Consider the following 22307-nt stretch of genomic DNA (forward strand, 5'->3'; position numbering starts at 1 on the left):
ATACATTGGTTTAATGCCTGTTTGATTATCCGATCCTGAGGCCGTTGGGTACGGGTTGCTCCGGGGAAAGCAGGGTAATGGTATTGGCTTCCCCAACCGTGCCCAATACCAGGCATTCGCTGTAAAAATTAGCGATCTGTTTGGGTGGAAAATTCAGAACCGCAATCACCTGTTTACCCGGTAATGCCTCAGCACTATAAAGAGTGGTGATCTGTGCAGAGGATTTGTAAAGGCCATATGCTCCAAAATCAATGGTGAGCTTATACGCGGGTTTATGTGCTTCTTTAAAAACTTCCGCATGCGTAATAGTTCCTACGCGCATTTCAATTTTTGTAAAATCCGACCAGTTAATGGTGGGCGCTTCCTGCATATTCATGGTTTTATGTAAATGGGGAATATACGATAAAAAAATTAAAAGCTATTTTGAACACGGATGATAAGGGGCATTCAAATGACCTGTCCGTTATACCGGTAAACGATTATAGCTGCAAAACAATGTAGCAATGATATACCGCTGTTCCTGCTGAATCTGCCTGGGGCAGGGGGCTCGCAGGAAGGTATCATTGTGCCGGGTTATTGCATTTCTTTTGGAAAACGGTCCGCCACCAGGTTTAACCGGATGTTGTGCTCCAGCAATGCTTTCAGATTGGCAAGCACCAATGTAAATCCTTCTGTGGAGTCCCGCACCTGTGCCATAAGCTGATCCGTATCTCCCTTAAAACCGCTGTTTATAATGCTTACAAAGGTCCTGTCGTCATCAATGGCCGTAAAGGTCCAGGTTACCGTTGTTTGCGCTTCATAATTACCCCATTGAATTTCGATCTTCCGGTTGGGTTCAATATCGGTCACATTCACGGGAACCGTATGGTTATACATTTCCCATATCCATTCAATTGTTTTTCCGGGTTCCAGTTTCCCCGAGCTCTTCGTGAACCAGATCTTCGTGGTGACCGCCGGATCGATAAAGGCTTCAAAAACCATTGCAACGGGTTTGCGAATCAGCATTTCTGCCTTTGCAAAATTTTGTGTGGTTGCGGACATAGATTCAGGCGTTTTATAAAGTAAAGGTAGCCTATAAACCGCAGTAAAGCAAGCATGGCGTTTTTAACTGAAGACCGGTTTTCGCAGATGCTTTCCGCAGATCGCCAACTGATGCTTTCCTGCGCTTGTTCTTGCTACCTGCGTGAAAGAATCAACATTCCTTTTTATGTGAAGCTATTGTTATACGGCCTCTTAAAGTCCGGTTACAATTCAAAGATCTTCAGATAGCGTGCAATAGAATCATCAAAGGCCTTTCTGGCCTGTTGTGTAATATACCGGCCGAAGGCACCATACATGGCATCGAAAGTAACCCCTTCCAGCGAGTCCCGGATATGCAGGATGCTTTTTTTATCGAGCGGTATGTTGTTGGGATAGCTGTACATAAAGCTTGCCGTTTTCAGGTTGGGGGCTACCTGTATAATATCGCCCACTAATAAAAGCCGGTCATAATGCAAAACAGCACCGCCATCAAAATGGCCGGCACTGTTGATTAATGTAACACCGGGAAGTAGTTCCGTTTTCAATCCATCCCATAGTTGCAGGTCAAAATCCCTGCGGGGGATCCAGCCGGCATCCCGCTGATGAATATACACTGGTGCCCGAAAGGCCTGGCTCCATTCAGCCATGGTGGTATAATAATGCGGATGCGAGAGGGCCATTTTTTGAATCCCGCCCAGTGCGTGGATCAGTTCCATCGTTGTGGCATCGAGGTTGGCAATACAATCCCAAAGGATATTACCATCCGGCGTTTTTAGCAGGTGTGCCCGCTGTCCGATGGCAAAATCGGATGCGGTATAAAGCGCATACAGTCCTTCACCCACCTTATCGATGATGTTTTTATGGGTACGGTTAAGCTGTTTAAGCGTGGTCCAGCTTTGTCCCAAGGGGTTTACATACTGACGTTCATCTTCGCAAACTGCACAGGTAGCAGGAGGTTGGGTTGCCGGGGCATAGCCGGTACCACAGGTTGTACAAATAAAAGACAGGAGTGCCATGGAATGTTGTTTTTCTATAGCAATGATAGGTTTTTTTTACCAGCTGGCTGTTCACCCGGATCTTAGTCCGTTAATGCGCCCACCTGGCGGAGAAAATGACGGGTGATGGTCTTCCGGCAATTGCTAAAGTCAGGATTGTTTGCCGCCCGGTCATTTATAATACGTGTGGCAAAAAAGTATACATTGTCATGGGTGGTAAGGTATCCCGTCCACCAGCCGATATTTTTTTCTGCAATCCGCGTCCATCCTGTTTTTGAGCGGATCGTGTACTGATCATTGGTTTCGGTGATCATTACATTTTTCAGGATGGCCAGGTTCCTTTTTGAAAACGGTAATTGTTCCTTATACACCTTAATCAGGAAGGTTACCTGGTTTTTTGGGGTAATAGCAAAGGCGCCAAAATTCCAGAAGTCGGCTCCTTTTTCGGTAAGGTTGCCATTGCCATAATGACACCGGTCCAGGTAGTATTGATATTTTTTCCGGTCAATGCGTTTGGCCAGTTCTACAAACACCCATCCTGCAGACACCTCAAAGGCTTCCTTTACGCTCATATCCCTGTAAATATCGGGCCGGTATCCGTACAATGTGGTGTCCGTGTGCCCTGGCCATTTTACAATCGTGTGCTCGTCCCGGATTACACCGGTTTCCAGGGCAATCAGCAGGTTGATGATCTTAAAGGTAGAGGCCGGTTGCGTACCTGTTCCGGCATCCGTGCTGTCGGTGATCAGCCAACGGTTGTGTTTTAGATCAAATATGGTGGTACTGCCCGTTACACCACAGGCGTTGAACGGTTGTTGAAGGCCGGTCTGGCTCCGGGTGCAAACTGCGGTCAGCAGGAAAAAAGATAAGAAGAGTAAACGCATAATGGATGCTGCAATTTAATACACAGGATGCATTTTACAGGCCGAAGGGACAAAAAAAATATCAGCGGTTGCTAACCTGTATGGCCGGAATAATGTTAGGAGGATCTAACTTTTGTATAGCGTTTTTTGGTAGTTTTGAAAGATGTTATCCAATACCGAAGAAAATTATCTAAAGGCTTTGCTTTATCTTACAGCTGAGGATGCCGGCAAAAAAGAGGCGGGAACCAATGATCTTGCAACGCACCTGGGACTGAAGCCGGCAACCGTAAACGATATGCTGAAGCGGTTGAAGGAAAAGGGATATGTAAGCTATAAAAAATATGGGAAGATCTCGCTTACCCGCCCGGGCCGGGATATTGCCATATTTGTGATGCGTAAGCACCGTTTATGGGAAACCTTTCTTTGCGAGGTACTGGAGTTTAGCTGGGACGAGGTGCATGAAGTGGCGGAACAACTGGAACATATCCAATCAGACAAGCTTACGGAGCGGCTGGATAAATTTTTAAACTATCCGGATTATGATCCGCATGGGGATCCCATTCCCAAGTCCAATGGCAAAATGCCGCCCCGGGCCACTACCTTGCTTTCGTCAGTGACGGTGCAGCAGTTTTGTACGGTGGCTGCTGTAAAAGATACATCCCCCGTTTTTTTGCAATACCTGGAGCAATTGTCCATCGGTATTGGTACAAAGATCAAAGTGATGGAAAAGATCTCCTTTGATGGTTCCATGACCCTGCAGGTGGGAAAGGATAAGCTTACCGTTTCGGAAAAGTTTGCAAATAGTTTGCTGGTGGATTGAGGGAATTTGAAAATTTGAAGATGTGGAAATGAGTTAATAGATCATCAGGTATCAAACGAAATCATCAGTTTTCAGCTTTCAGTTTTCAGCAATCAGTTGTTTATGTCTGGGATTGGAGATCCGGCACCAAATGGAAAGCCGGGTATCACTCTTAAACCATGAATTGTTTTGTCTGTTTGCAAGCCCCCGGTCCCCCTGGTCTCCCTGTTCCCTAAAAAGAAGGCCAATATGTATATCAAATTAAAAAAATCTCATCCAGCGCTGCATCGATCGTAGGATATTGAAAAGAAAAGCCGGCCTCCTGTAATCTTTTTGGAATGACCCATCTGCTTTTTAATACCAGCTCCGTTTCTGTTCCGATAACCGCTGCTCCCAGCTTTAATAACCATTCGGGGGATGAAAAATAGACCATCGGTTTGATTCGTGCTCTTAATGCCTGCATAAATTGTTTGTTGAGAACGGGGTGCGGTGCCGAAGTATTGTAGATGCCTTCCAGTGCGGGTTGTTGCATCATAAAGCGTACAATACGGTACACATCTTCTATATGGATCCAGCTGAACACCTGCCGGCCGCTACCCTGTACACCTCCCAGTCCAAAACGAACGAGGTTGCTATATGGCTGCATAACCCCACCTCCGTTTCCCAATACAATGGCCATCCGTAATGCTACTTTACGGGTTGGGGTGCTGTGGATTTCAAAAAAGGCTTGCTCCCAGGCCCTGGCTACTTTTACGGAAAAACCGGTTCCAATCTCACCGCTGTTTTCATCCATAGGACGGTCCGTTGCATGGCGGTAAATAGTGGCGGTGCTGGAGTTGATCCATAGTTTGGGCGGATGCTCACACTGGTCAACTGCCTGCTGAAGCCGTTTGGTGGTGGCTACACGGGAATCCAGTATGGCGTGTTTGTTGGCATTCGTATACCGGCAATCGACCGATTTCCCGGCGAGGTTAATCAGCAGTTCCGCACCTTCCAGGGCTGCTTGTATTTTATTGATATCAGACCAGGTAATGTAAGCGGCATCACGGGAAATCAACCGTACATCGTAGCCTGCTTCCCTGAACCGTTTCAGCAGGTACTGGCCAATAAACCCGCTTCCGCCTGCAATCACTATTTTTTGTTTCATCGTGTATTTTTTTAGAAGAAAGGCGGTATCAAAGCTGCACTTCATCCTGAAGGGCTCCCGGAATGTCTGATACCTCCTTTCTATGTTGCCGCATCCGGGTTCCGGTTGTTTATACCTGGGGTATATGCTGCTGCGTAACAAAGCCCGCGCTCAGCCTTTTTTGCCGGGCAACTTTTTTACCCCTGAAGAACAGGTACAGGTTCAGGAACAGCATAACGCCCAGGTAAATGCTGAAACCTCCGATCTTAACGCTCAGGGCCTCGATGGCGGCCTGGGGTGTTTCAAGATGCTGGGCGATCTCCAGGATATAAAGACCAAACCCAAGATTGAGTAGGTAGAAGCCGATCTTGAAAAGGGTGTTGGTAGCAACGGCTATTTCATCGCGCCCGTTGAAGATGTCCTTCATGTATACCAGGCTGTTGCGAAACAGGCTGTGGGCTACATAAAAGGTAAGAAGGATCACCACTGGTAAGTAAACCAGGTACGCTATTACAGTCAAGTTTTTCATGATGATGTGTTTTATGATGAATAATGAAGTTTCCGCCTGGACAGAAGATAGATGAGCCCCATGTTGAAATAATGGGTCATTGCCAGGATGCTTACCAGGATAGCGGTTTTGCCGGCGATGGAAGCAATGAGCATGGGAATCGTAAGCACGGTTTTCCAGTTGCTGAATTGCACAATGGCGTAGCCGATGTTGAACAGGTAATAGGCAATGAGGAGGATATTATTGGTGGCATCTGCCTGCGCCGCATGATAATGAAAAAGCCGTAGAATAAATATCCTGCCGTTCCGGTGAAATAGCCGTCCAACCCAACAAATAATGTAAATGGTGATGGAGGCGTAGATGCAGTAGGCAAGGATATTGTAGTTCATGGCTATGCAATGATTTTGAGTAATTTTAACAGTAGCTCACCCCGGTTAGAACCGGCTACCCGTTCTACCAGCGTGCTCAGCTGCCCCGTAAATGCCTGTATATCGTGTATCGTCTGATGCAGGGCCTTTCCCTCCGCAGTTTTGTCTTTTTTTGTCTCCGCTTCCAGTTCCGTCAGCACATTTAACACCGGATCAATTTCTTTTTGCTTGCGCATCAGCGCGATTTTAAGCGCCCATTTCCAGATGTCCTTTTCCGCCACAAAATATTCCTTCCGGTCGCCGGCGATCACTTTTTTATAAATAATACCATAGTCCAGCAATTGCCGCAGGCTCATATTGGCATTGCCGCGGGAAATGGTCAGTGTTTCCATGATCTCGTCCGTTGAAAGCGGGTTGTCCGAAACCAGTAACAGGGCCTGTACCTGGGCCACCGATTTATTAATGCCCCACTCCGTGCCCAGTGCGCCCCAAGTATCGATAAATTTTTGTTTGGATGTTTCTAAACTCATTGGATGTATGTTTCGGATACAAAGATATATGTTATTATTGAATTTTCAAAAAATATTGAAAATTCAATAAGTTATTGTTTTCCGGAACTGATCGTGGCTGTTGGTATTGAAATAGGGCAGTCTTCATACAGAACGCAAAGGGCCGCATTTGCTGTTCCTTGGCGCTGTTGCGTGAGAAGCAACAGCGCTGATACAGGTGCGTTGGCCAGAGTTTCAACCTTGTTGCCACAGCCGCCTCTGTTTTACATGCATGATATTATATACCAGCAGCCAGCAACTGAAGTATATATGCTTTCACCCGTTCGATATCTTTCGCTGTAGTTCGGAAATTGACGAAGGCCGCACGGATCCCGGCCTGTCCTTTATATTGTGTTGGGGTCATAAAAACATCGCCGGTTTTATTCAATGCAGAAAGAAAGGCGGCCACTTTTTCCGGATCTTCAGTGGCACCGGCGAGGGAGAAACAAACGATATTCAAACGTACAGGTGCCAGCAATTGAAGTTGCGGACAGGCTTCGATAAAGGCGCCGAAACTCAGGGCCTGCCGTATGCTGTTTTCAATAATAGAGCGGTATCCTTCGCGGCCATAGGCGTTCAGGGTAAACCAGGCCGGAAGGGCTTTCAGGCGTCTTGAATTTTCCGGAAGAAGGTTCAGGTAATTAAATTGTTCCAGCGGATCTCCAAGGTAAGGCGCGTTCGAGTTTTGAAAAGTGCTCACCTGCAACAGGCGGTGCATACGTTTGATAAGGAATACGGCGTTCTCATAAGGAACGTTCAGCCATTTATGGCAATCTACCGTAATGCTATCTGCCTGCTCCCAGCCCTTCAGTAAATGACGGTAGACATCAGACAGGATCGCAAATCCGCCAAAGGCAGCATCGATATGCCACCAGAACGCATGCTTCTTTTTTAACGCAGCGATCGCAGTGAAATCGTCGAAGTCCACGGTATTTACGGTACCTGCGCTAGCGATCAATATAAAAGGTTGGCCATTCAGCTGGAGGATCTTTGCTTCGAGGTCGGCCATATCCATTGCTTCACGGTTCCCTTCCTTGGTTTTGATGGTGGTGATATGACTGCTGCCAAAACCCAGTAAGGCCAGCGATTTTACGGAGGAAGAATGTGGGGTTGCGGTAAGCACCGGCAGCGGCGCTTTTACACCGTCTTTTGCGATATCGGTGCCTTGTTGTTGTCCCAGCCATTGGCGGGCTACGGCCAAACAGGTAAAGTTCGACATGGTGGCGCCGGTTACAAAGCCGCCCAGGAAATCCTCCGGCAGCTCCAGCAATTCCTGCAGCAGGCGAACGGTTTCCAGTTCAATAGCGGCAGAGATATCGCCGTAGCCCTTTATGGCTTGGGTATTTTGATCATAAATGGTGGTGAGCCAGTCGCCGGCTATAGCAGCAGGGGTGGTACCGCCGGTTACAAAGCCCCAGTAACGCGGGCCCGAAGCTGCCACCATCAAGGGTTCCCATCGGTTGTTGAACTGTTGCAGGGCTTCGATAGCGCCCATGCCTTTTTCAGGCAGGCTCCCTTCCTGCGGTGCCTCCTTGTTTGCGGAAGTATAGCGCTGGTCGAGTTGTTGTAAATAATCCAGTCCCTGCCGGCCGACCAATTGAATGATTTTTTCGAGCGAAGAAAGATCTTCCTGCAACTGTTTGTTCATATGTTGATGATTGAAGCATGTAAAATTAGGTCAATGCGGTGAAGCAACGGGGAGATAAAATATTTTTGTATTTGCCGGAAAGTGTCAATCTTTGTAGCAGGGGCCTTGGCTCGCTAAAAACTAAAACTGTAATGAAGAATATTCAATTAACGGATGATTTCCGTCGCCGTACCCGGCAGGCCATTTTTTCGATTATAGCGTTTATCCTGGTGTATCTTTTGCTCGTGCTTTTAGGACTGGCATTTGCGGTTGCCTGTGTATATGTTGCCATTGAACTAGTGGCTCATATACCCCGGTTTGCTACGGTTATGTTGGGGATTGGCCTGGCGGCCCTCGGTCTGTTTGTATTGATGTTCCTGTTTAAATTTATTTTCAGCTCAAAAAAAACAGACCGGTCTCATTTATTGAAGATCGAACGCCGTGATGAACCGGAACTGTTTGAGATGATCGACGCAATTGTTGCCGGTGTAAATACCCTTCCTCCAAAAAATGTATATCTCTCTTCTGAAGTAAATGCGGCCGTGTTCTATGATTCCAGTTTCTGGAGCATGTTTTTACCGGTGCAGAAAAATCTGCAGATCGGATTGGGATTGGTCAACACAGTATCAAAGGACGAGTTAAAGGCAATTCTTGCACACGAGTTCGGACATTTTTCCCAGCGCACCATGAAAGTGGGGAGCTATGTTTATAATGTGAACCAGATCATCTTTAATATGCTGTATGAAAATAACTCCTACAACAGCCTGATGCAGAAATGGAGCAATGCCAGCGGGTATTTTGCCGTTTTTGTGGCGATGGGGGTAAAGATCGTGGGAGGCATTCAATGGATATTGGGCAAAATGTACCAGGTGGTAAACCTGAGTTATCTGGGCCTTTCGCGGGAGATGGAATACCATGCAGATGAAATAGCGGCAACGGTTGCCGGTGCGGCCCCCCTGCAAAATGCATTGTGGCGTATGGATCTTTCGGATTATGCATTTGCCGCTGTTTTACGGTTCTATGAACAAAAGATTACCGCGAATACCAGGAGTACCAATGTATACCCGGAGCAGGATTATATCAGCCGGTTCCAGGCGCGTGCAGACGGTATTCTTTTTGAAGACGGGCTGCCGATGGTAACACCCGTTCATCGCGCAAAATTCAATAAATCGCGACTGAAACTGAATAACCAATGGGCTTCACATCCTTCTACAGAAGAGCGGGTGGCGCGTATGGAAGCATTGCAGCAGGGAAACAGGCAGTATAATCGTGCACCGGCCAATGAAATGGTAAAGCAACTGGAGCATTACCAGGAATATTTTACCGACCAGATATTCCGGAATGTGAAATATACAGATTCGGTGGAGCGCTATCCGCTGCAGGCATTTGAAGCAGACTACAGCCGTAACTACCTGGAGCATACATTTGACCCTGTGTTCCGGTCTTATTATGATGACAAGAACATCGATGTTTTTGATATCGAAACCATCAATGCTTCGCAGCAGGCCGATACAGATTTTTTTGGCGAAGCGAATGTAGACAGGGTGTATACAGCGGTGGCGCTGAAAAATGATATTGAAATATTGCAGCAGATTACAGACCAGGAAGTCAAGGTGAAAACATTTGACTATGATGGGGTTAAATATAAAAAGACAGAGGCCGCGGCGGTGCAACAGCAGTTAAAGATTAGCCTTGATGCCATTAACCAGGGTATTCATGAGAATGACCTCAATATTTTCAGGCATTTACTTTTTATCGCAGAACAACGGGGTTGTGCAGGAACGATCAAAGAAGCGTATAGCCGGCTTTTTGCTTATGAGCAGTCTTTCGACACCCGGCTGGAAACCTGTCGCAACATTTGGAGCCGGTTGGCTTTTATTTATGAGGCAACGCCGCATAGCGTTATCCAGTCAAATTTTGAGCAACTAAAACCTATAGAACAGGAGTTTAAAGTACAATTAAAAACGGTGCTGGAAGATCCGCTTTACGAACCGGCACGCACCGTGGAAATGAAGGATACCTTAACCCGGTACCTGGGAAATGACCAGTCCTATTATGTAGTGGATCATTATGACGATGCCGTATTACAACTCTTGCTTGATAGTTTAAATCACTATGGATTTCTGATCGGGCGCGGCTATTTTATATTGAAACAGGATCTGCTGAAAAAACAGGCAGGGCTGCTGTATACTGCGGATCGGGTATGATCCTCACCCTGTCAGGCTGCTTGCGGTGCGGCCGGTTCCTGTGTTGGCTGTTCCTTAAACAGTACCAGGAAGATGAGCATACAAACAATGGCCATGGCAGCCGGTGACAACCATATGTAACGCCAGTAAGTAGTGCCTTCATATGCCTTAAGTGCTTCGGAAATGAACCCGGCTACCCAAAAGCCGATCAGCATCCCGATCCCGTACATGGCCACGGTTACCAGGCCCTGGGCAGATGACCGGTATTGTTTACCTGCAATGGCGTCGGTATAGATCTGTCCGACCACGAACATAAAGTCATAACAAACACCGTGCAGCAGGATGCCCAGGATCAGCATAAACGCCAGGTCCTGCCCATCGCCAAACGCAAAGAGCAGGTAACGCAGCGCCCAGGCGCTGATACCGATCAGCATCATTTTTTTATACCCAAGCCGAGCAAAGAAAAACGGGATCAGCAGCAGGCAGATGATCTCCGAAAGCTGCCCCAGCGCCATTTTGCCCGTGGGGTTGGGCAGGCCGGTAGCCACCAGGAAGGGATTGGCATGCTGGTAATAAAACGAAATGGGAATACAGATGATGATGGCCGTGATAAAGAACACCCGGAACCCTTTTTGTTTTAACAAGCCAAGGGCCTGCAATCCCAGCGCATCGCCCCAGTAAAATTTTTGATTTTTCTTTAAGGGCGGTGTAGCCGGAAGCAGGAAGCAGAGGAGGCCGAGTGCCAGTGAACAGGCGGCGCCCAGCAGAAACGTATTGTGCAATTGTCCGGATGCCACGGCTTCCTTTGTATCCCAATGAAACACATAGCTGATAGACCAGCCGGCTACCATCCAACCCATGGTTCCAAACAGGCGGATGAATGGATATTGCTTTTTGGGATCGCTGAGATTCCGGAAAGAAACTGAGCTGGTAAGGGCCAGGGTAGACATATAAGCGATGAAATACAGGAGCACATAGGGATAAAAGCTGGCTGCGTTGCCGGCCTTGTACATCAGCAGCAGCAAGCCGGCTCCGATCAGGTGCAGTATCCCCATCACCCGTTCGGCATTAAAGAATCGGTCTGCAATGAAACCGATAAAGAACGGGGCTGCCACGGCGCCCAGTGATTGGGTGGAGAAAATATTGGAAACTTCCAGGGGAGCGGCCCCCAGGTTACTTTTTAAGTAGGTGCCCAGGGTTACAAACCAGGACCCTTTCATAAAAAATTCCAGGAACATCATGGCGGATAATTGGACCTGCAGCGATCGTTTCATATGTAGTTGTCGTTAATAAAAAACTGAAAATAAGGTTGTTTTTTTAGTTTACAAAGGATGCGGTATAGTGATATGGCTTTTAATACAGGAATGGTTGCAATTCTGTGTTGCCGGCAGAGGGGCGGTATACCAGGAAGATTGTTTGTAGCGTGCTGCCGATGGCGCGGTACAACGCCTTTATAAGATAAAAAAAATCCCCACCGGAGAGGCGGGGATTGGAGGGTTATTCGTTTCTGCCGTGGCAGTTCTTATATTTCTTACCGCTGCCGCAGGGACAAAGATCGTTGCGGCCTACTTTTGGCGCTACGCGGATCGGCTCCTGTTTTACCGGGGGCTGCGAGGGATCAAAATAATCCCGTTCGTTGGCACCATAGTCTTCACCGGCGGCATCAATCTCATCCTTGTTGATCCGCATCTTGCTTAAGTCCGTCCGCTCTTCACGGCCTTCCTGGAACCGGGGCGCTTCCTCCTGCGCCGGCAGGTTGGCCTGTGTAAGGAAGGAGATGATATCCTTGTTCAGGCTGGTGGTCATATTATTGAACAGCTGGAAGGCTTCTACCTTATAAATCACCAACGGATCTTTTTGTTCCAGGTAAGCGGTCTGTACACTCTGCTTCAGGTCATCCATGGCACGCAGGTGCTCTTTCCAGGCATCATCGATCACCGCAAGGGTAATGGACTTTTCCATGCTGGAAACCAGCTCACGGCCTTCGGAGGTTATCGTTTTGTCGAGCGGGGCCAGTACGTTGATGGCTTTGCGACCATCCATAAAGGGTACTACCACGCTTTCGATATGCGGCCCCTGTGTTTCGCGGATATTCTGGAATACCGGAACTGCCTGCTTTTGGATCAGCTGTTTATGTTCGGTGTAGCGGTCCAGGGCTTCTGCATATAACCGGTCGGCCAGTTTGGTAGCATCCGTACTGTGGAAGGTTTCTTCGTTAATAGAAGTGTCCATACCAAAGTTTACAATGCTGGCCAGCTTAAAGCCTTCAAAGTCTTCCTGCTCTTTAAACGAAGAACACAGGCTTTCTGCTACAATAGAGAAGGCATTGTCAATATCCAGCGACAGGCGCTCTCCAAACAGTGCGTGGTTCCGCTTTTCATATACGGCATTCCGCTGCTTGTTCATTACATCATCGTATTCCAGTAAGCGTTTACGGATACCAAAGTTGTTTTCCTCTACTTTTTTCTGGGCACGCTGAATGCTGTTGCTGATCATGCTGTGCTGGATCACATCGCCTTCCTTATAACCCATTTTATCCATCATGCTGGCAATACGGTCGCTACCAAACATCCGCATCAGGTCATCTTCCAGGGATACATAGAACAAGGAGCTTCCGGGGTCACCCTGACGACCGGCACGACCTCTTAGCTGGCGGTCTACACGGCGGCTTTCATGGCGTTCGGTACCAATGATGGCTAACCCGCCGGCTTCTTTTACGCCTGGTCCCAGTTTGATATCGGTACCACGACCCGCCATGTTGGTGGCAATGGTTACGGCTCCGGCCAAACCCGCTTCGGCAACGATCTGCGCCTCGCGTGAGTGTTGTTTGGCGTTTAATACATTATGAGGGATTTTTTTCTGCAGCAGCATCCGGCTGAGCAATTCGCTGATCTCTACCGAGGTGGTACCCACCAGCACCGGCCGGCCGGCAGCACGCAATTGCTCAATTTCATCGATTACCGCCTTGTATTTTTCGCGCTTGGTCTTATACACCATATCCTGAAGGTCTTTCCGGATAATGGGCACATTGGTGGGGATGGTTACCACATCTAATTTATAAATGCTCCACAATTCACCGGCTTCCGTTTCTGCGGTACCGGTCATACCCGCCAGCTTATGATACATACGGAAGAAGTTCTGCAGGGTAATGGTAGCATAGGTTTGCGTGGCAGCTTCAATTTTTACATTTTCTTTTGCCTCCAGCGCCTGGTGCAGACCGTCGGAATAACGGCGGCCTTCCATGATACGTCCGGTTTGCTCATCCACGATCTTGATGGCGCCGTCTACGACCACATATTCATCATCTTTTTCAAAAAGTGCATAGGCTTTTAATAATTGCTGTACCGAATGAATACGATCCGCTTTTTGCGAATACTCATTCAGCAATGCCTCTTTTTGTTTGAGTTTATCTTCTGATGGAGCATCGCTTTTTTCTACTTCAGCCAGGGCAACGCCGATATCCGGCAATACAAAGAAGTCAGCGTCTTCGCCCACCTTCGTGATCATGGCCAACCCTTTTTCGGTCAGGTCTACCGAATTGGTTTTTTCGTCGATCCTAAAAAGCAGGTCGGCATCCACGATCTTCATATTGCGCTCCTGCTCCTGCAGGTAGTAATTTTCTGCTTTCTGCATTTTTACCTTAACGCCGGGTTCACTCAGGAACTTAATCAGCGGCCCGTATTTAGGCAGCCCGCGGAAGGCTCGGTATAAATACAAACCACCGGTTTTAGGATCGTCTTCTCCTTTTTCGAAAAGACGTTTGGCTTCGTTCAGGTTGGTACGAACAATGCGCTCCTGTTCCTGGTACAGCTGATGTACGCGGGGTTTGTGAATATGGTATTGCTGCTCATCGCCTTTATCAACCGGGCCGCTGATGATCAGTGGTGTACGTGCATCATCGATCAATACGCTATCCACCTCATCCACCATGGCATAGTGGTGCTTGCGCTGCACCATTTCAGAGGCATTGTGCACCATATTATCCCGCAGGTAATCAAAACCAAATTCATTATTGGTACCGTAGGTAATATCTGCCAGGTAAGCGTTGCGACGGGCTTCGGAATTGGGCTGGTGTTTATCAATACAATCCACCCGCAGGCCCAGCCACTCAAACACCGGTCCGTTCCATTCCTGGTCACGACGTGCCAGGTAGTCATTCACGGTAACTACGTGTACACCTTCTCCGGCTAATGCGTTCAGGTAGGCCGGCAGGGTAGACACCAGGGTCTTTCCCTCACCCGTGGCCATTTCAGCGATCTTACCGGAGTGTAAAACGGCACCCCCGATCAGCTGCACATCGTAATGCACCATGTTCCAGGTGATTTTTGCACCCGCTGCGGTCCAGCTGTTTTGATAAATGGCATTATCCCCGTCGATGGTAATATATTCAGCCGTACGCGCCAGCTGCCGGTCCAGTTCGGTTGCTTTGGAAACCAGTTCTGTATTACCGGTAAAGCGGCGGGCGGTTTCTTTTACCACGGCAAATGCTTCAGGAAGGATCTCCTCCAGCACTTTTTCAATTTCTTTATCCCGATCCTTTTTCAGATCGTCAATCTGTTTGTAAATGGCGTCTTTTTGCAGTAATTCCTCATGGGGAAGCTGGTCGGCCTGCTCGTTAAGGGCCGTTACTTTTGCATCAATTTCGCCCAGCCGGTCCTGGATGCGCTGGCGGAATTCATGGGTCTTATTACGCAGTTCGTCGTTGCTAAGTGATTGGTACTGAGCAAAATTTTTGTTGATTTGTTCAATGACAGGTGCAAGCTTTTTAACGTCTTTTTCTGATTTGCTGCCACCGAACATTTTAGATAGAAAACCAAACATATAATTATCGCGATATTTTATTAAAAACAGTGATCCTTCAAAAACAGTGCTATATCCTTTTTAAGCCATTTTGACAGCCTTTTACAGGCGAAGGGCAAAGATACGGAAGTTTCGGGGTTCCGGGTTTACCGTTTAACGTTTGAAGCTCAATGTTTAAGTTACGTCTGCCCGATGCGGTTCCAGGTTTAATGTTCAAAGTTCCAGGTTGGATCCGTTTTATACATAAGGAGAACAGACAAATCTGCGATCCCGGGCGGAATCGGCTGATGGCTGACTGCTGATAACTGAAAGCCGTTCCTGGTTGGATGCGTTTTACACCCGATGATTTATTCACAATGGGCTATTTACTTTGGGGGGACATATAGACTGGGGGAACCCGGGACTGTTTCAAACACAAAACGATTCACAGTTCAAGGGGATGCTCGGTTTATCATTCAATACCGGATCTCCAATCCCGAACGTGATCAACTGAAAACTGAAGACTGAAAACTAATGGCTTAAAGCTTTTGGACAATTCACTATTGCTTCATTCCCACATTCCCACATCTTCAAATTTTCAAATTCATCTCAAATTCACCCCAAATCAATACTCGTATTATCCCCGATATTCAAACTGCGGGTTTCGCCTTTAATGCTGGAGTCGGAACCTATAACCGAATGTTCCAGTACAATATCAAATAAATTGGAGAAGGCGCCTACGATGGAATTCCGGACAATGGATTGGTCCAGGAAGGTGTTTTCACCCAGGGTAACATTGGGCCCGATGATCGAGTTCCGGATCACACATCCGCTGCCAATGCTTACGGGCGGAACAATGACGGTATTTTCAAACTGGGAGGCGTCAGCAGTTGCTTTGTATTTGCGCAAAAGCGTGGCATTGGAACGCAGCAGGGTTTCCTTATTGCCGGCATCAAACCAGTTGTCTACCTTAAATGCTTCAAACTTTACGCCGTTATGGATCATGCAATGCAGCGCATCGGTAATATTAAACTCTCCATGAGTAAGCAGTCCCTTGCGGATATTGGATGCCAGGCATTCGAACAGGAGCTCGCTTTCGCGGATCTTGTAAATACCCACCATGGCCATATTGGATTTTGGGATATGCGGCTTTTCTACCACCGATTCAATAAATCCATGGGGATCGATCTCCGCTACCCCAAAATCGCGGGGGTTATCTACCTTCCGGATGCCCACCATGGAATGTTCGTTGTTTAAAACGGATGCCACATCATATTCGCAGATGGTATCGCCCAGCGAAATAAAAACTTCGTCACCATCCACAATGTTCCGGGTAAGATTTACAGCATGGCCGATGCCACGACGCTCCTGCTGGCTTACATAATGCGCCAGGATATCCGGATGATGTTCTTTTACATAATCGGAAATCTTGTCACCCAGGAAGCCCACAATAAAAATAAACTCCTCTATACCCGCTTCCTTTAGCTGATCGATGATAAAGCTCAACACCGTTTTACCCGCCAGGGGAATCAACGCCTTGGGTTGCGTATAGCTCTGTGGTCGTAGTTTTGTTCCGGCTCCTGCTACAGGAATGATCGCCTTCATGTATTTAAATAGTCGTTATCAATTAAATTATCAATGAGCTGAAAAAGAAAAGGGTCCGGCTCATTCGATGGGTGAAGGTAAGCATTTTCTTTTGTACGGCAGAACCGCCGCCCGGCGTTGCTGTATCAGTAATGGTGGGGCGGCTATGGCGCGAAAAAAACAGGTGGAAAAAATGCGCCGATCTTTTTATCTTACAGGGATATTGTGCTTTAAACAGGAAAACGCGTTGCATCATGACCAATTATACGATCATACTGATATTGCTGGGGCTGATGGTATTACTGAATGTAGTGGCCGACCGTATAAAGATCGCTGCTCCCATTGTGCTGATCATCGCCGGCATTGCCGTGGGGTTTATTCCGGATATGCCGGTACCGGAAATAGACCCGGAGATTATTTTTCTATTATTTCTGCCGCCGCTGCTTTATGATGCCGCATTTAATATTCATTTTAAAGATTTTCGCGAGAACCTGGGAACGATCAGCGCGCTGGCCATCGGGTTGGTATTTCTGACCACCGCCGGGGTGGCCGTATTATCCTATTACCTCATACCGGGCATGACCTGGCCGCTGGCCTTTGTGCTGGGTGCCATCCTGGCGGCAACGGATGCGGTGGCTGCCATCAGCATTACCCGCAACCTGGGACTTCCGCGGCATACGGTTACGATACTGGAAGGAGAGAGCCTGATCAACGATGCATCGGCGCTGGTGGCCTATCGTTTTGCCGTGGCAGCAGTGATGGGCACCACCTTTGTGTGGTGGAAGGCCTCGCTCACATTTATCCTGCTGATGGGTGGAGGCTTCCTGGTAGGATTGGTATTGGGCAAATTGCTGGCGGTGATCTTACGCTATGTAAGAAAGAATACCATGGCCGTGCTGGCCTTTACCCTGCTGGCGCCATTCACCACTTACCTGGTTGCGGAGGAACTGGAGGTGTCGGGGGTGATTGCCGTGGTGATCCTGGGCTTTGGCGTTTCCATGCTCAGCGAACGCCAGTTTTCTACAGGCCTGCGGCATCAATCCAAAACCATCTGGGAGGTGATCGTATACCTTTTAAACGGGCTGATCTTCATCTTTATCGGACTGGAATTTCCCATTGTGATCCGCAATATCGACTCTTCGCGGTTTTTGCCCTATATCGGTTATGCATTCCTGATCACTATTGTTACCATCCTGATCCGGATGATGCGGGTGTTTACACAGCGCCGGCGGCTGGAGAAGGGCTTCCGCAATCCCAAGATGCAACATTCGCGGCGCGCCATTACCGAGTCGGCACTGTTGAGTTTCCAGGAAAGTGTCATCATCAGCTGGTCCGGTATGCGGGGCATCGTTTCTTTGGCCATTGCCCTCGGCTTGCCTACACACCTGAAAGACGGTACTCCGCTTCCCATGCGTAACGATATCATCTTTATTGCCACCGTAGTGGTCATTATTACCATCCTGGGACAGGGACTGTTGCTGCCGGGGATTGTAAAGCATGTAACGGGGAGGGAGGCAGGCAATGGGGAATAGATCATCAGGGAAGAAACGAAATTATCAGTTTTTTAGTTTTCAGCTATCAGCCATCAGTTATCAGTTGATGCGGTACGGGATCATAGATTTGTTCTTAAACCATAAATCGTTTTGTATAGCTAAAAAGTCCCGGTCCTCCCGGTCAATATGCCTCCCAACAACAAGGGCAATGGTGAATAGTCAATAGTCAATGGTCAATAGATCATCAAGCATCAAACGGAATCTAACCTGGGAACAATTTCATCGAATATCCTCACGAAGAAATGTAAACGGTCAATGACGAACTATAACCATTTAAAACGTTCACTTAGTTTATCCTTCTGGGCGCGGGCTACGGGTAATTGCATCTTATTATCAAGTGTGAGGATGAAATCGATCCGGTCGAAATGATTGACTTTATTCAGGTTGACAATATATTGCCGGTGAATGCGAAAAAAATGTCCGTCTTCCAGCAGGTCCTGCACTTCCTTCAGGGTTTTTGAAACCACAAAGCGGCTGCCATCCTCCAGTATAAAAACGGAATAATTACCACTGGCTTCCGCGCAAACAATTTCCTTCAGGTTGATAAAGATGACGCCGGACTGGGTGGAAACGGCCATTTTTGTAACCGGTTCCCCAAGCAGCTGCCGCTGTACCTGGCTGAGTTGTGTTGTTGACGGACTTTGGTGCCGCGCCGCTTTATCCACTGCTTCCACCAGGTCGGTAGCCAGCACCGGTTTTACCAGGTAATCCAGGGCATTGTACCGAAAGGCCCGGATGGCATATTGGTTATAAGCCGTAACAAAAATAACAGCCGGTTTATAAGGCAGCCGTTCCAGCAGCTGAAAACCGTTAAGGCCGGGCATTTCAATATCCAGGAACAGTAGTTGCGGCTGTAGTGAAAGAATTGCGGGCAGGGCCTGCTGCGGATCATTGCTGCTGTGCAATACGGATACGCCGGGACAATGTTTCGCCAGCTGAAGTTCCAGCAGCGCCGTGCTGTCTGGCTCATCATCTACCAGTATGGCTGTTAATGCTGTGCTCATTTAATGGTAATTTTAGTATGACCAATGTACCCGCCGGCTGATCATTTTCATAAAGATCGGTAGTGGTTACCTGTGCAGCAATTCCATATTTTTCCTTGATCAGCGCCATGCGTTCACCGGTGATTTGCGTGCCGTAGGATTTGTAGGTTTCGGCCGGTTTGCTTTTCAGTTCCGCAGCTTTTTGGCGGCCAATGCCATTATCGTGGATGGAGATGACCAGGGTTTCCTGTGCATGATCCTGTGAAAAACGGATCGATATGGTTCCGCCTTCTTTTTTATGCATCAGTCCGTGCCAGATGGCATTTTCGATATAGGGTTGAACCAGCATGGGAGGGATTTCTATAAATTCGCTGTCTACATTGTCATCTACCTGCAATTCATAAGACAGTTTTTCTTTAAACCGCATGGCTTCCAGCTGAAGGTATAATGCAAGGGTATCGATTTCCTCGCTGAGCGGTACCTTTTCCCTCCGTGCATTGTGCAGGGTAATGCGAATGAGGCGGGCGAACATACCCAGGTATGCGCCCGCCGCCTCGCTGTTATTTTGTTCCGTATAAAGTTTGATGCTGTTGAGACAATTAAAAATAAAATGCGGGTTCATCTGGCTGCTCAGGGCCGCAAAGTTCACATCATTGATACGCGCCTGCAACTGGGCTTCCTTTAAGAGCTGGGATAGCTTTTGTTTGCGGGCAAGGAGGATGACCGTTATGATAATACCTATGAGGAGGGCAATGACAAAAATTGCAACAATAACTCCAATCCAAATAGTTGTTCCATTCATGACCTCGTATTTTTATGAACTAAATAGAAACTATAGGCAATGGCAAAATATCTGATCTGAATCAATAGAAGCAGCAGGTTGTGTAATTTCCTAAATTGTAGCGTGGTCAAATTTTTACTCAAAAATGGAAGTAATGAAAAAAAAGGGAGATTGACTCCATAAAATAAGATCGTGCCAACGCAGAGCCAAAAAATGGGAGATTGAATAATCGCTTTTTTAAAATGAAGACTTTCCTGATATAATAGATAACAATAGGTTAATAATAGAATAAAGGAATCTAATATGTATAAGAAGGAAAAAAAAGTATCTATATTAATATACCATATGGAAAAAATCCATACAATAATGTAAGTTCCTGTTAACAGGAGTACCTGTTTTAAAAGATCTTTTCTATGGCAGAATAAGTATGCGATTAGCAATGGAAAAACAAAGTCAAAGAGCAAATATATGTTGTATAAAGGAACATTTGTTTTAGTTAGGTAGTTTGTTAGATGAAAGTAGCCGATACATTCTACCGAAAGTGCCAGTGCTGTTTGAATCAGGAGCCACCTAAACGTCATGACGGGGCTTTTGTAACACCAAAGCCCCGTCACTAATGCGACTATGTATCCTGATATGCCCAATATAAAGTTCAATGCAATGGGTTAATTGGTTGTCTTTTTTTCTCTTTAAGATAGACATGGATTTCATCCGGGAGATCAACGTAGTCTTTATTGGGAGGATCCATCTGTCCGAAATCTGCACCAAGCTCTTTATAGTCATCTGTCGTCAGAGTTTTAATCGTATTGTCCGATATCTTGCCGGATATATAGGCGACAATATGTACTTTGTAGTTCTTAATAGAGCGGCGATTTACCCTAAAATAATTATTTGCAATTGCCTCAAAGGTAATTGAGTCTTTTGCATTGCATAGGTTGTGATTGTTGGCAAAATACATGTCTTTAATTTGAAGCAGTGGCATGATACAGGATTTCGTATCACCCTTGTCATAATCAAACTCAAAATCATTGAAATCTGAAAAAGATCCATTCTTACGTTTGAAAATCGTATTTTTTTGATAAGCGTTAGTATATGTTTGGGCGTCGTCGGTTTCCTCGAAGCTTCCATCACTTTTTTGCAGATATTGGACATTTACATACTTGATATCATAATGTGTTTCATTACGATTCGTTCTCTTAACAAGTAATACAGGCTGGAAAATGATAATGAGCTTATTTGCTTGCGTAAGACCATATGACATTTTTATACCCCTGTGGTCCTCTGGTTTGATGCGGCTATCAAATGTCTTGTTTATAAGGGATGTCCAACTAGCCAATTGCTGTACGGATACATGTACCACGGCAGGAATTAGTGATTGATTAGAAACTTTATGTTTAATATTTTCTTTGAAACCGGTTCTCCCGCGGTTTAAATCATATATACTATAACTGTATTTATTGTCATCACGTGTTAAGTCTCCATACTTGAAACCGATTTCTTTTAGATCACAAAAAGCGCTAATATCGTTCTGGGCATTGATATGTAGGGGATTCATGCTTTTAAGGATGATAAAGATGCCTAGCAGGGGTAAATGTTTCATAATTTATAGTTTGGTGATAAAAGGGTGTATGTGTAGTAGCGGCTTTGCTCATAGCATATGTAATATTGGGAGTTTTGATAAATTTACATGCTGTCAAAAGTGATTTAATGGCTTATTGAGCGAACAGCAGCTGTTTATGGACCAATTGTATCGTTGGTCGAGTAAAAGACAAATGTGCATATGTAAGCAGTTCATTGCAGTTTGTTTTACCACTGACGGATATAGACAAGTTACGCTGTAAAAAGGGAAAGTCCAATTATTTTATCTAGTTTACTCGAAAATACCCTCGACGGGGTATAGGATCTGTTCCCCAACAGGGCTGCTGGTACCCGGTGTTCAAAACAGGTCCTGCTCCCAGCGTTTATTTGCTGAATCCGGCATTTCATCCGCCCACAGCAGGATTCTGCTCAATGCCGCTCAGAAGGCCCCAACCTCCGGTGTACTTTAGTGTTGTGAAGACAGGAACTTATGCGGCAGAACGGCTGCTACCTCCAAAATACCCACGCGGGTGGTATTGCAGATGGAAGTTGCAAATGATATTTTTGAATAAGATAACCAGGGCTGACTGCTTAAGAGAACGAAGTGCCGTTTTAACGGACAGCCGGATAGAACCAATTGATCAGATAAAACCAAACCTTGCGGATGGAAACCCGATGGAAAGTAGAATGCCTGAGCCGCGAAGGGGTTTTAAGGATCACTATGGATATCCGCCTGGAAGATATCGCCCTGTTACTGGCAACCAATAGGGAACAAATGGATCAGGCCAGGAACTTCATCCATACCCGGCAGCCGCTTTTTGATGCACTTTCTATGCGGGAGAAAGAGATACTGCGGCTGGTGATCGGAGCCCTGTCTAATAAGCAGGTAGCGGCAAAGCTGGGTATTGCACTGGATACCGTTAAAACCCATCGCAAGAACCTCATGCGCAAACTAAACTGTAATTCTTTAAAAGAGCTTTTGGTATATAAGGTGTTTTACACGCCATAA

Annotated in this window: 19 protein-coding genes; 4 read left to right on the forward strand and 15 right to left on the reverse strand. The window is 46.8% G+C overall.

Going from position 1 to position 22307, the window contains the following annotated elements:
• Window positions 1-25: 25 nt before the first annotated feature.
• The 4 genes from Q1V85_RS02185 to Q1V85_RS02200 form a co-directional block, all read right to left on the reverse strand.
• Window positions 26-370 carry a tRNA-binding protein gene (locus Q1V85_RS02185; protein ID WP_300596978.1) on the reverse strand — a complete coding sequence of 115 codons (345 nt, stop codon included), beginning with the start codon at window positions 368-370 and terminating at the stop codon, window positions 26-28.
• A gap of 203 nt (window positions 371-573) precedes the next feature.
• The gene (locus tag Q1V85_RS02190) at window positions 574-1041 is read right to left on the reverse strand and encodes an SRPBCC family protein (RefSeq protein ID WP_300596979.1); all 468 of its coding nucleotides are present in this window, start codon (window positions 1039-1041) and stop codon (window positions 574-576) included.
• Between the two features lie 203 nt (window positions 1042-1244).
• Window positions 1245-2036 (reverse strand): MBL fold metallo-hydrolase, encoded by a 792-nt coding sequence (locus tag Q1V85_RS02195; RefSeq protein ID WP_300596981.1) that lies wholly within the window; start codon window positions 2034-2036, stop codon window positions 1245-1247.
• A gap of 62 nt (window positions 2037-2098) precedes the next feature.
• Complete coding sequence (locus Q1V85_RS02200) at window positions 2099-2899, reverse strand: penicillin-binding transpeptidase domain-containing protein (protein ID WP_300596983.1); 801 nt, start codon at window positions 2897-2899, stop codon at window positions 2099-2101.
• 142 nt (window positions 2900-3041) lie between these two features.
• On the opposite strand from Q1V85_RS02200, the gene Q1V85_RS02205 reads away from it, so the two are divergent.
• Complete coding sequence (locus Q1V85_RS02205) at window positions 3042-3698, forward strand: metal-dependent transcriptional regulator (RefSeq protein WP_300596985.1); 657 nt, start codon at window positions 3042-3044, stop codon at window positions 3696-3698.
• A gap of 235 nt (window positions 3699-3933) precedes the next feature.
• Here the strand turns inward: Q1V85_RS02205 and Q1V85_RS02210 are convergent, their stop codons facing one another.
• The 5 genes from Q1V85_RS02210 to Q1V85_RS02230 form a co-directional block, all read right to left on the reverse strand.
• Complete coding sequence (locus Q1V85_RS02210) at window positions 3934-4824, reverse strand: TIGR01777 family oxidoreductase (RefSeq protein WP_300596987.1); 891 nt, start codon at window positions 4822-4824, stop codon at window positions 3934-3936.
• Between the two features lie 109 nt (window positions 4825-4933).
• The gene (locus tag Q1V85_RS02215) at window positions 4934-5332 is read right to left on the reverse strand and encodes a hypothetical protein (protein ID WP_300596989.1); all 399 of its coding nucleotides are present in this window, start codon (window positions 5330-5332) and stop codon (window positions 4934-4936) included.
• Window positions 5333-5343: 11 nt separating this feature from the next.
• A complete protein-coding gene (locus Q1V85_RS02220; RefSeq protein WP_300596991.1) occupies window positions 5344-5700 on the reverse strand; it encodes a hypothetical protein in 357 nt (118 codons plus the stop codon).
• 2 nt (window positions 5701-5702) lie between these two features.
• Entirely contained in the window at window positions 5703-6209 is a 507-nt protein-coding gene (locus Q1V85_RS02225; RefSeq protein ID WP_300596993.1) for an ArsR family transcriptional regulator, read from the reverse strand.
• A gap of 256 nt (window positions 6210-6465) precedes the next feature.
• Complete coding sequence (locus tag Q1V85_RS02230; RefSeq protein ID WP_300596994.1) at window positions 6466-7875, reverse strand: pyridoxal-dependent decarboxylase; 1410 nt, start codon at window positions 7873-7875, stop codon at window positions 6466-6468.
• 131 nt (window positions 7876-8006) lie between these two features.
• On the opposite strand from Q1V85_RS02230, the gene Q1V85_RS02235 reads away from it, so the two are divergent.
• Window positions 8007-10061 carry a M48 family metalloprotease gene (locus tag Q1V85_RS02235; protein ID WP_300596996.1) on the forward strand — a complete coding sequence of 685 codons (2055 nt, stop codon included), beginning with the start codon at window positions 8007-8009 and terminating at the stop codon, window positions 10059-10061.
• 11 nt (window positions 10062-10072) lie between these two features.
• Here the strand turns inward: Q1V85_RS02235 and Q1V85_RS02240 are convergent, their stop codons facing one another.
• From Q1V85_RS02240 to Q1V85_RS02250, 3 genes are all read right to left on the reverse strand, one after another.
• Complete coding sequence (locus Q1V85_RS02240; RefSeq protein WP_300596998.1) at window positions 10073-11314, reverse strand: MFS transporter; 1242 nt, start codon at window positions 11312-11314, stop codon at window positions 10073-10075.
• A gap of 223 nt (window positions 11315-11537) precedes the next feature.
• On the reverse strand, window positions 11538-14861 hold the full coding sequence (secA, locus tag Q1V85_RS02245) for a preprotein translocase subunit SecA (protein ID WP_300597000.1): 3324 nt from the start codon (window positions 14859-14861) through the stop codon (window positions 11538-11540).
• A 573-nt stretch (window positions 14862-15434) separates the two neighbouring features.
• Window positions 15435-16424 (reverse strand): sugar phosphate nucleotidyltransferase, encoded by a 990-nt coding sequence (locus tag Q1V85_RS02250; RefSeq protein WP_300597002.1) that lies wholly within the window; start codon window positions 16422-16424, stop codon window positions 15435-15437.
• A gap of 233 nt (window positions 16425-16657) precedes the next feature.
• Here Q1V85_RS02250 and Q1V85_RS02255 point away from each other — a divergent pair, with 233 nt between their 5' ends.
• Window positions 16658-17935, forward strand: coding sequence for a Na+/H+ antiporter (locus Q1V85_RS02255; protein ID WP_300597004.1), 1278 nt, complete (start codon window positions 16658-16660; stop codon window positions 17933-17935).
• 284 nt (window positions 17936-18219) lie between these two features.
• On the opposite strand, the gene Q1V85_RS02260 is transcribed toward Q1V85_RS02255, so the two are convergent.
• The 3 genes from Q1V85_RS02260 to Q1V85_RS02270 all read right to left on the reverse strand — a co-directional run bounded on the left by Q1V85_RS02260 (window position 18220) and on the right by Q1V85_RS02270 (window position 21320).
• Window positions 18220-18960 (reverse strand): LytTR family DNA-binding domain-containing protein, encoded by a 741-nt coding sequence (locus tag Q1V85_RS02260; RefSeq protein ID WP_300597006.1) that lies wholly within the window; start codon window positions 18958-18960, stop codon window positions 18220-18222.
• Window positions 18926-19741 (reverse strand): histidine kinase, encoded by an 816-nt coding sequence (locus Q1V85_RS02265; RefSeq protein WP_300597008.1) that lies wholly within the window; start codon window positions 19739-19741, stop codon window positions 18926-18928. The genes Q1V85_RS02260 and Q1V85_RS02265 overlap by 35 nt, the downstream gene beginning before the upstream one ends.
• A gap of 631 nt (window positions 19742-20372) precedes the next feature.
• Window positions 20373-21320 carry a hypothetical protein gene (locus tag Q1V85_RS02270; RefSeq protein WP_300597010.1) on the reverse strand — a complete coding sequence of 316 codons (948 nt, stop codon included), beginning with the start codon at window positions 21318-21320 and terminating at the stop codon, window positions 20373-20375.
• A gap of 642 nt (window positions 21321-21962) precedes the next feature.
• Here Q1V85_RS02270 and Q1V85_RS02275 point away from each other — a divergent pair.
• On the forward strand, window positions 21963-22307 hold the full coding sequence (locus Q1V85_RS02275) for a helix-turn-helix transcriptional regulator (RefSeq protein ID WP_300597012.1): 345 nt from the start codon (window positions 21963-21965) through the stop codon (window positions 22305-22307).

The organism is Niabella sp. (assembly GCF_030150205.1).
In the GTDB taxonomy this organism is placed as follows: Bacteria; Bacteroidota; Bacteroidia; order Chitinophagales; family Chitinophagaceae; genus Niabella.

Excerpts from the sequence above, each read along its gene's own strand:
- Q1V85_RS02185 (WP_300596978.1), bottom strand. The coding sequence starts at position 370 with ATGCAGGAAGCGCCCACCATTAACTGGTCGGATTTTACAAAAATTGAA.
- Q1V85_RS02190 (WP_300596979.1), bottom strand. The coding sequence starts at position 1,041 with ATGTCCGCAACCACACAAAATTTTGCAAAGGCAGAAATGCTGATTCGC.
- Q1V85_RS02195 (WP_300596981.1), bottom strand. The coding sequence starts at position 2,036 with ATGGCACTCCTGTCTTTTATTTGTACAACCTGTGGTACCGGCTATGCC.
- Q1V85_RS02200 (WP_300596983.1), bottom strand. The coding sequence starts at position 2,899 with ATGCGTTTACTCTTCTTATCTTTTTTCCTGCTGACCGCAGTTTGCACC.
- Q1V85_RS02205 (WP_300596985.1), top strand. The coding sequence starts at position 3,042 with ATGTTATCCAATACCGAAGAAAATTATCTAAAGGCTTTGCTTTATCTT.
- Q1V85_RS02210 (WP_300596987.1), bottom strand. The coding sequence starts at position 4,824 with ATGAAACAAAAAATAGTGATTGCAGGCGGAAGCGGGTTTATTGGCCAG.
- Q1V85_RS02215 (WP_300596989.1), bottom strand. The coding sequence starts at position 5,332 with ATGAAAAACTTGACTGTAATAGCGTACCTGGTTTACTTACCAGTGGTG.
- Q1V85_RS02220 (WP_300596991.1), bottom strand. The coding sequence starts at position 5,700 with ATGAACTACAATATCCTTGCCTACTGCATCTACGCCTCCATCACCATT.
- Q1V85_RS02225 (WP_300596993.1), bottom strand. The coding sequence starts at position 6,209 with ATGAGTTTAGAAACATCCAAACAAAAATTTATCGATACTTGGGGCGCA.
- Q1V85_RS02230 (WP_300596994.1), bottom strand. The coding sequence starts at position 7,875 with ATGAACAAACAGTTGCAGGAAGATCTTTCTTCGCTCGAAAAAATCATT.
- Q1V85_RS02235 (WP_300596996.1), top strand. The coding sequence starts at position 8,007 with ATGAAGAATATTCAATTAACGGATGATTTCCGTCGCCGTACCCGGCAG.
- Q1V85_RS02240 (WP_300596998.1), bottom strand. The coding sequence starts at position 11,314 with ATGAAACGATCGCTGCAGGTCCAATTATCCGCCATGATGTTCCTGGAA.
- secA (WP_300597000.1), bottom strand. The coding sequence starts at position 14,861 with ATGTTTGGTTTTCTATCTAAAATGTTCGGTGGCAGCAAATCAGAAAAA.
- Q1V85_RS02250 (WP_300597002.1), bottom strand. The coding sequence starts at position 16,424 with ATGAAGGCGATCATTCCTGTAGCAGGAGCCGGAACAAAACTACGACCA.
- Q1V85_RS02255 (WP_300597004.1), top strand. The coding sequence starts at position 16,658 with ATGACCAATTATACGATCATACTGATATTGCTGGGGCTGATGGTATTA.
- Q1V85_RS02260 (WP_300597006.1), bottom strand. The coding sequence starts at position 18,960 with ATGAGCACAGCATTAACAGCCATACTGGTAGATGATGAGCCAGACAGC.
- Q1V85_RS02265 (WP_300597008.1), bottom strand. The coding sequence starts at position 19,741 with ATGAATGGAACAACTATTTGGATTGGAGTTATTGTTGCAATTTTTGTC.
- Q1V85_RS02270 (WP_300597010.1), bottom strand. The coding sequence starts at position 21,320 with ATGAAACATTTACCCCTGCTAGGCATCTTTATCATCCTTAAAAGCATG.
- Q1V85_RS02275 (WP_300597012.1), top strand. The coding sequence starts at position 21,963 with ATGGAAACCCGATGGAAAGTAGAATGCCTGAGCCGCGAAGGGGTTTTA.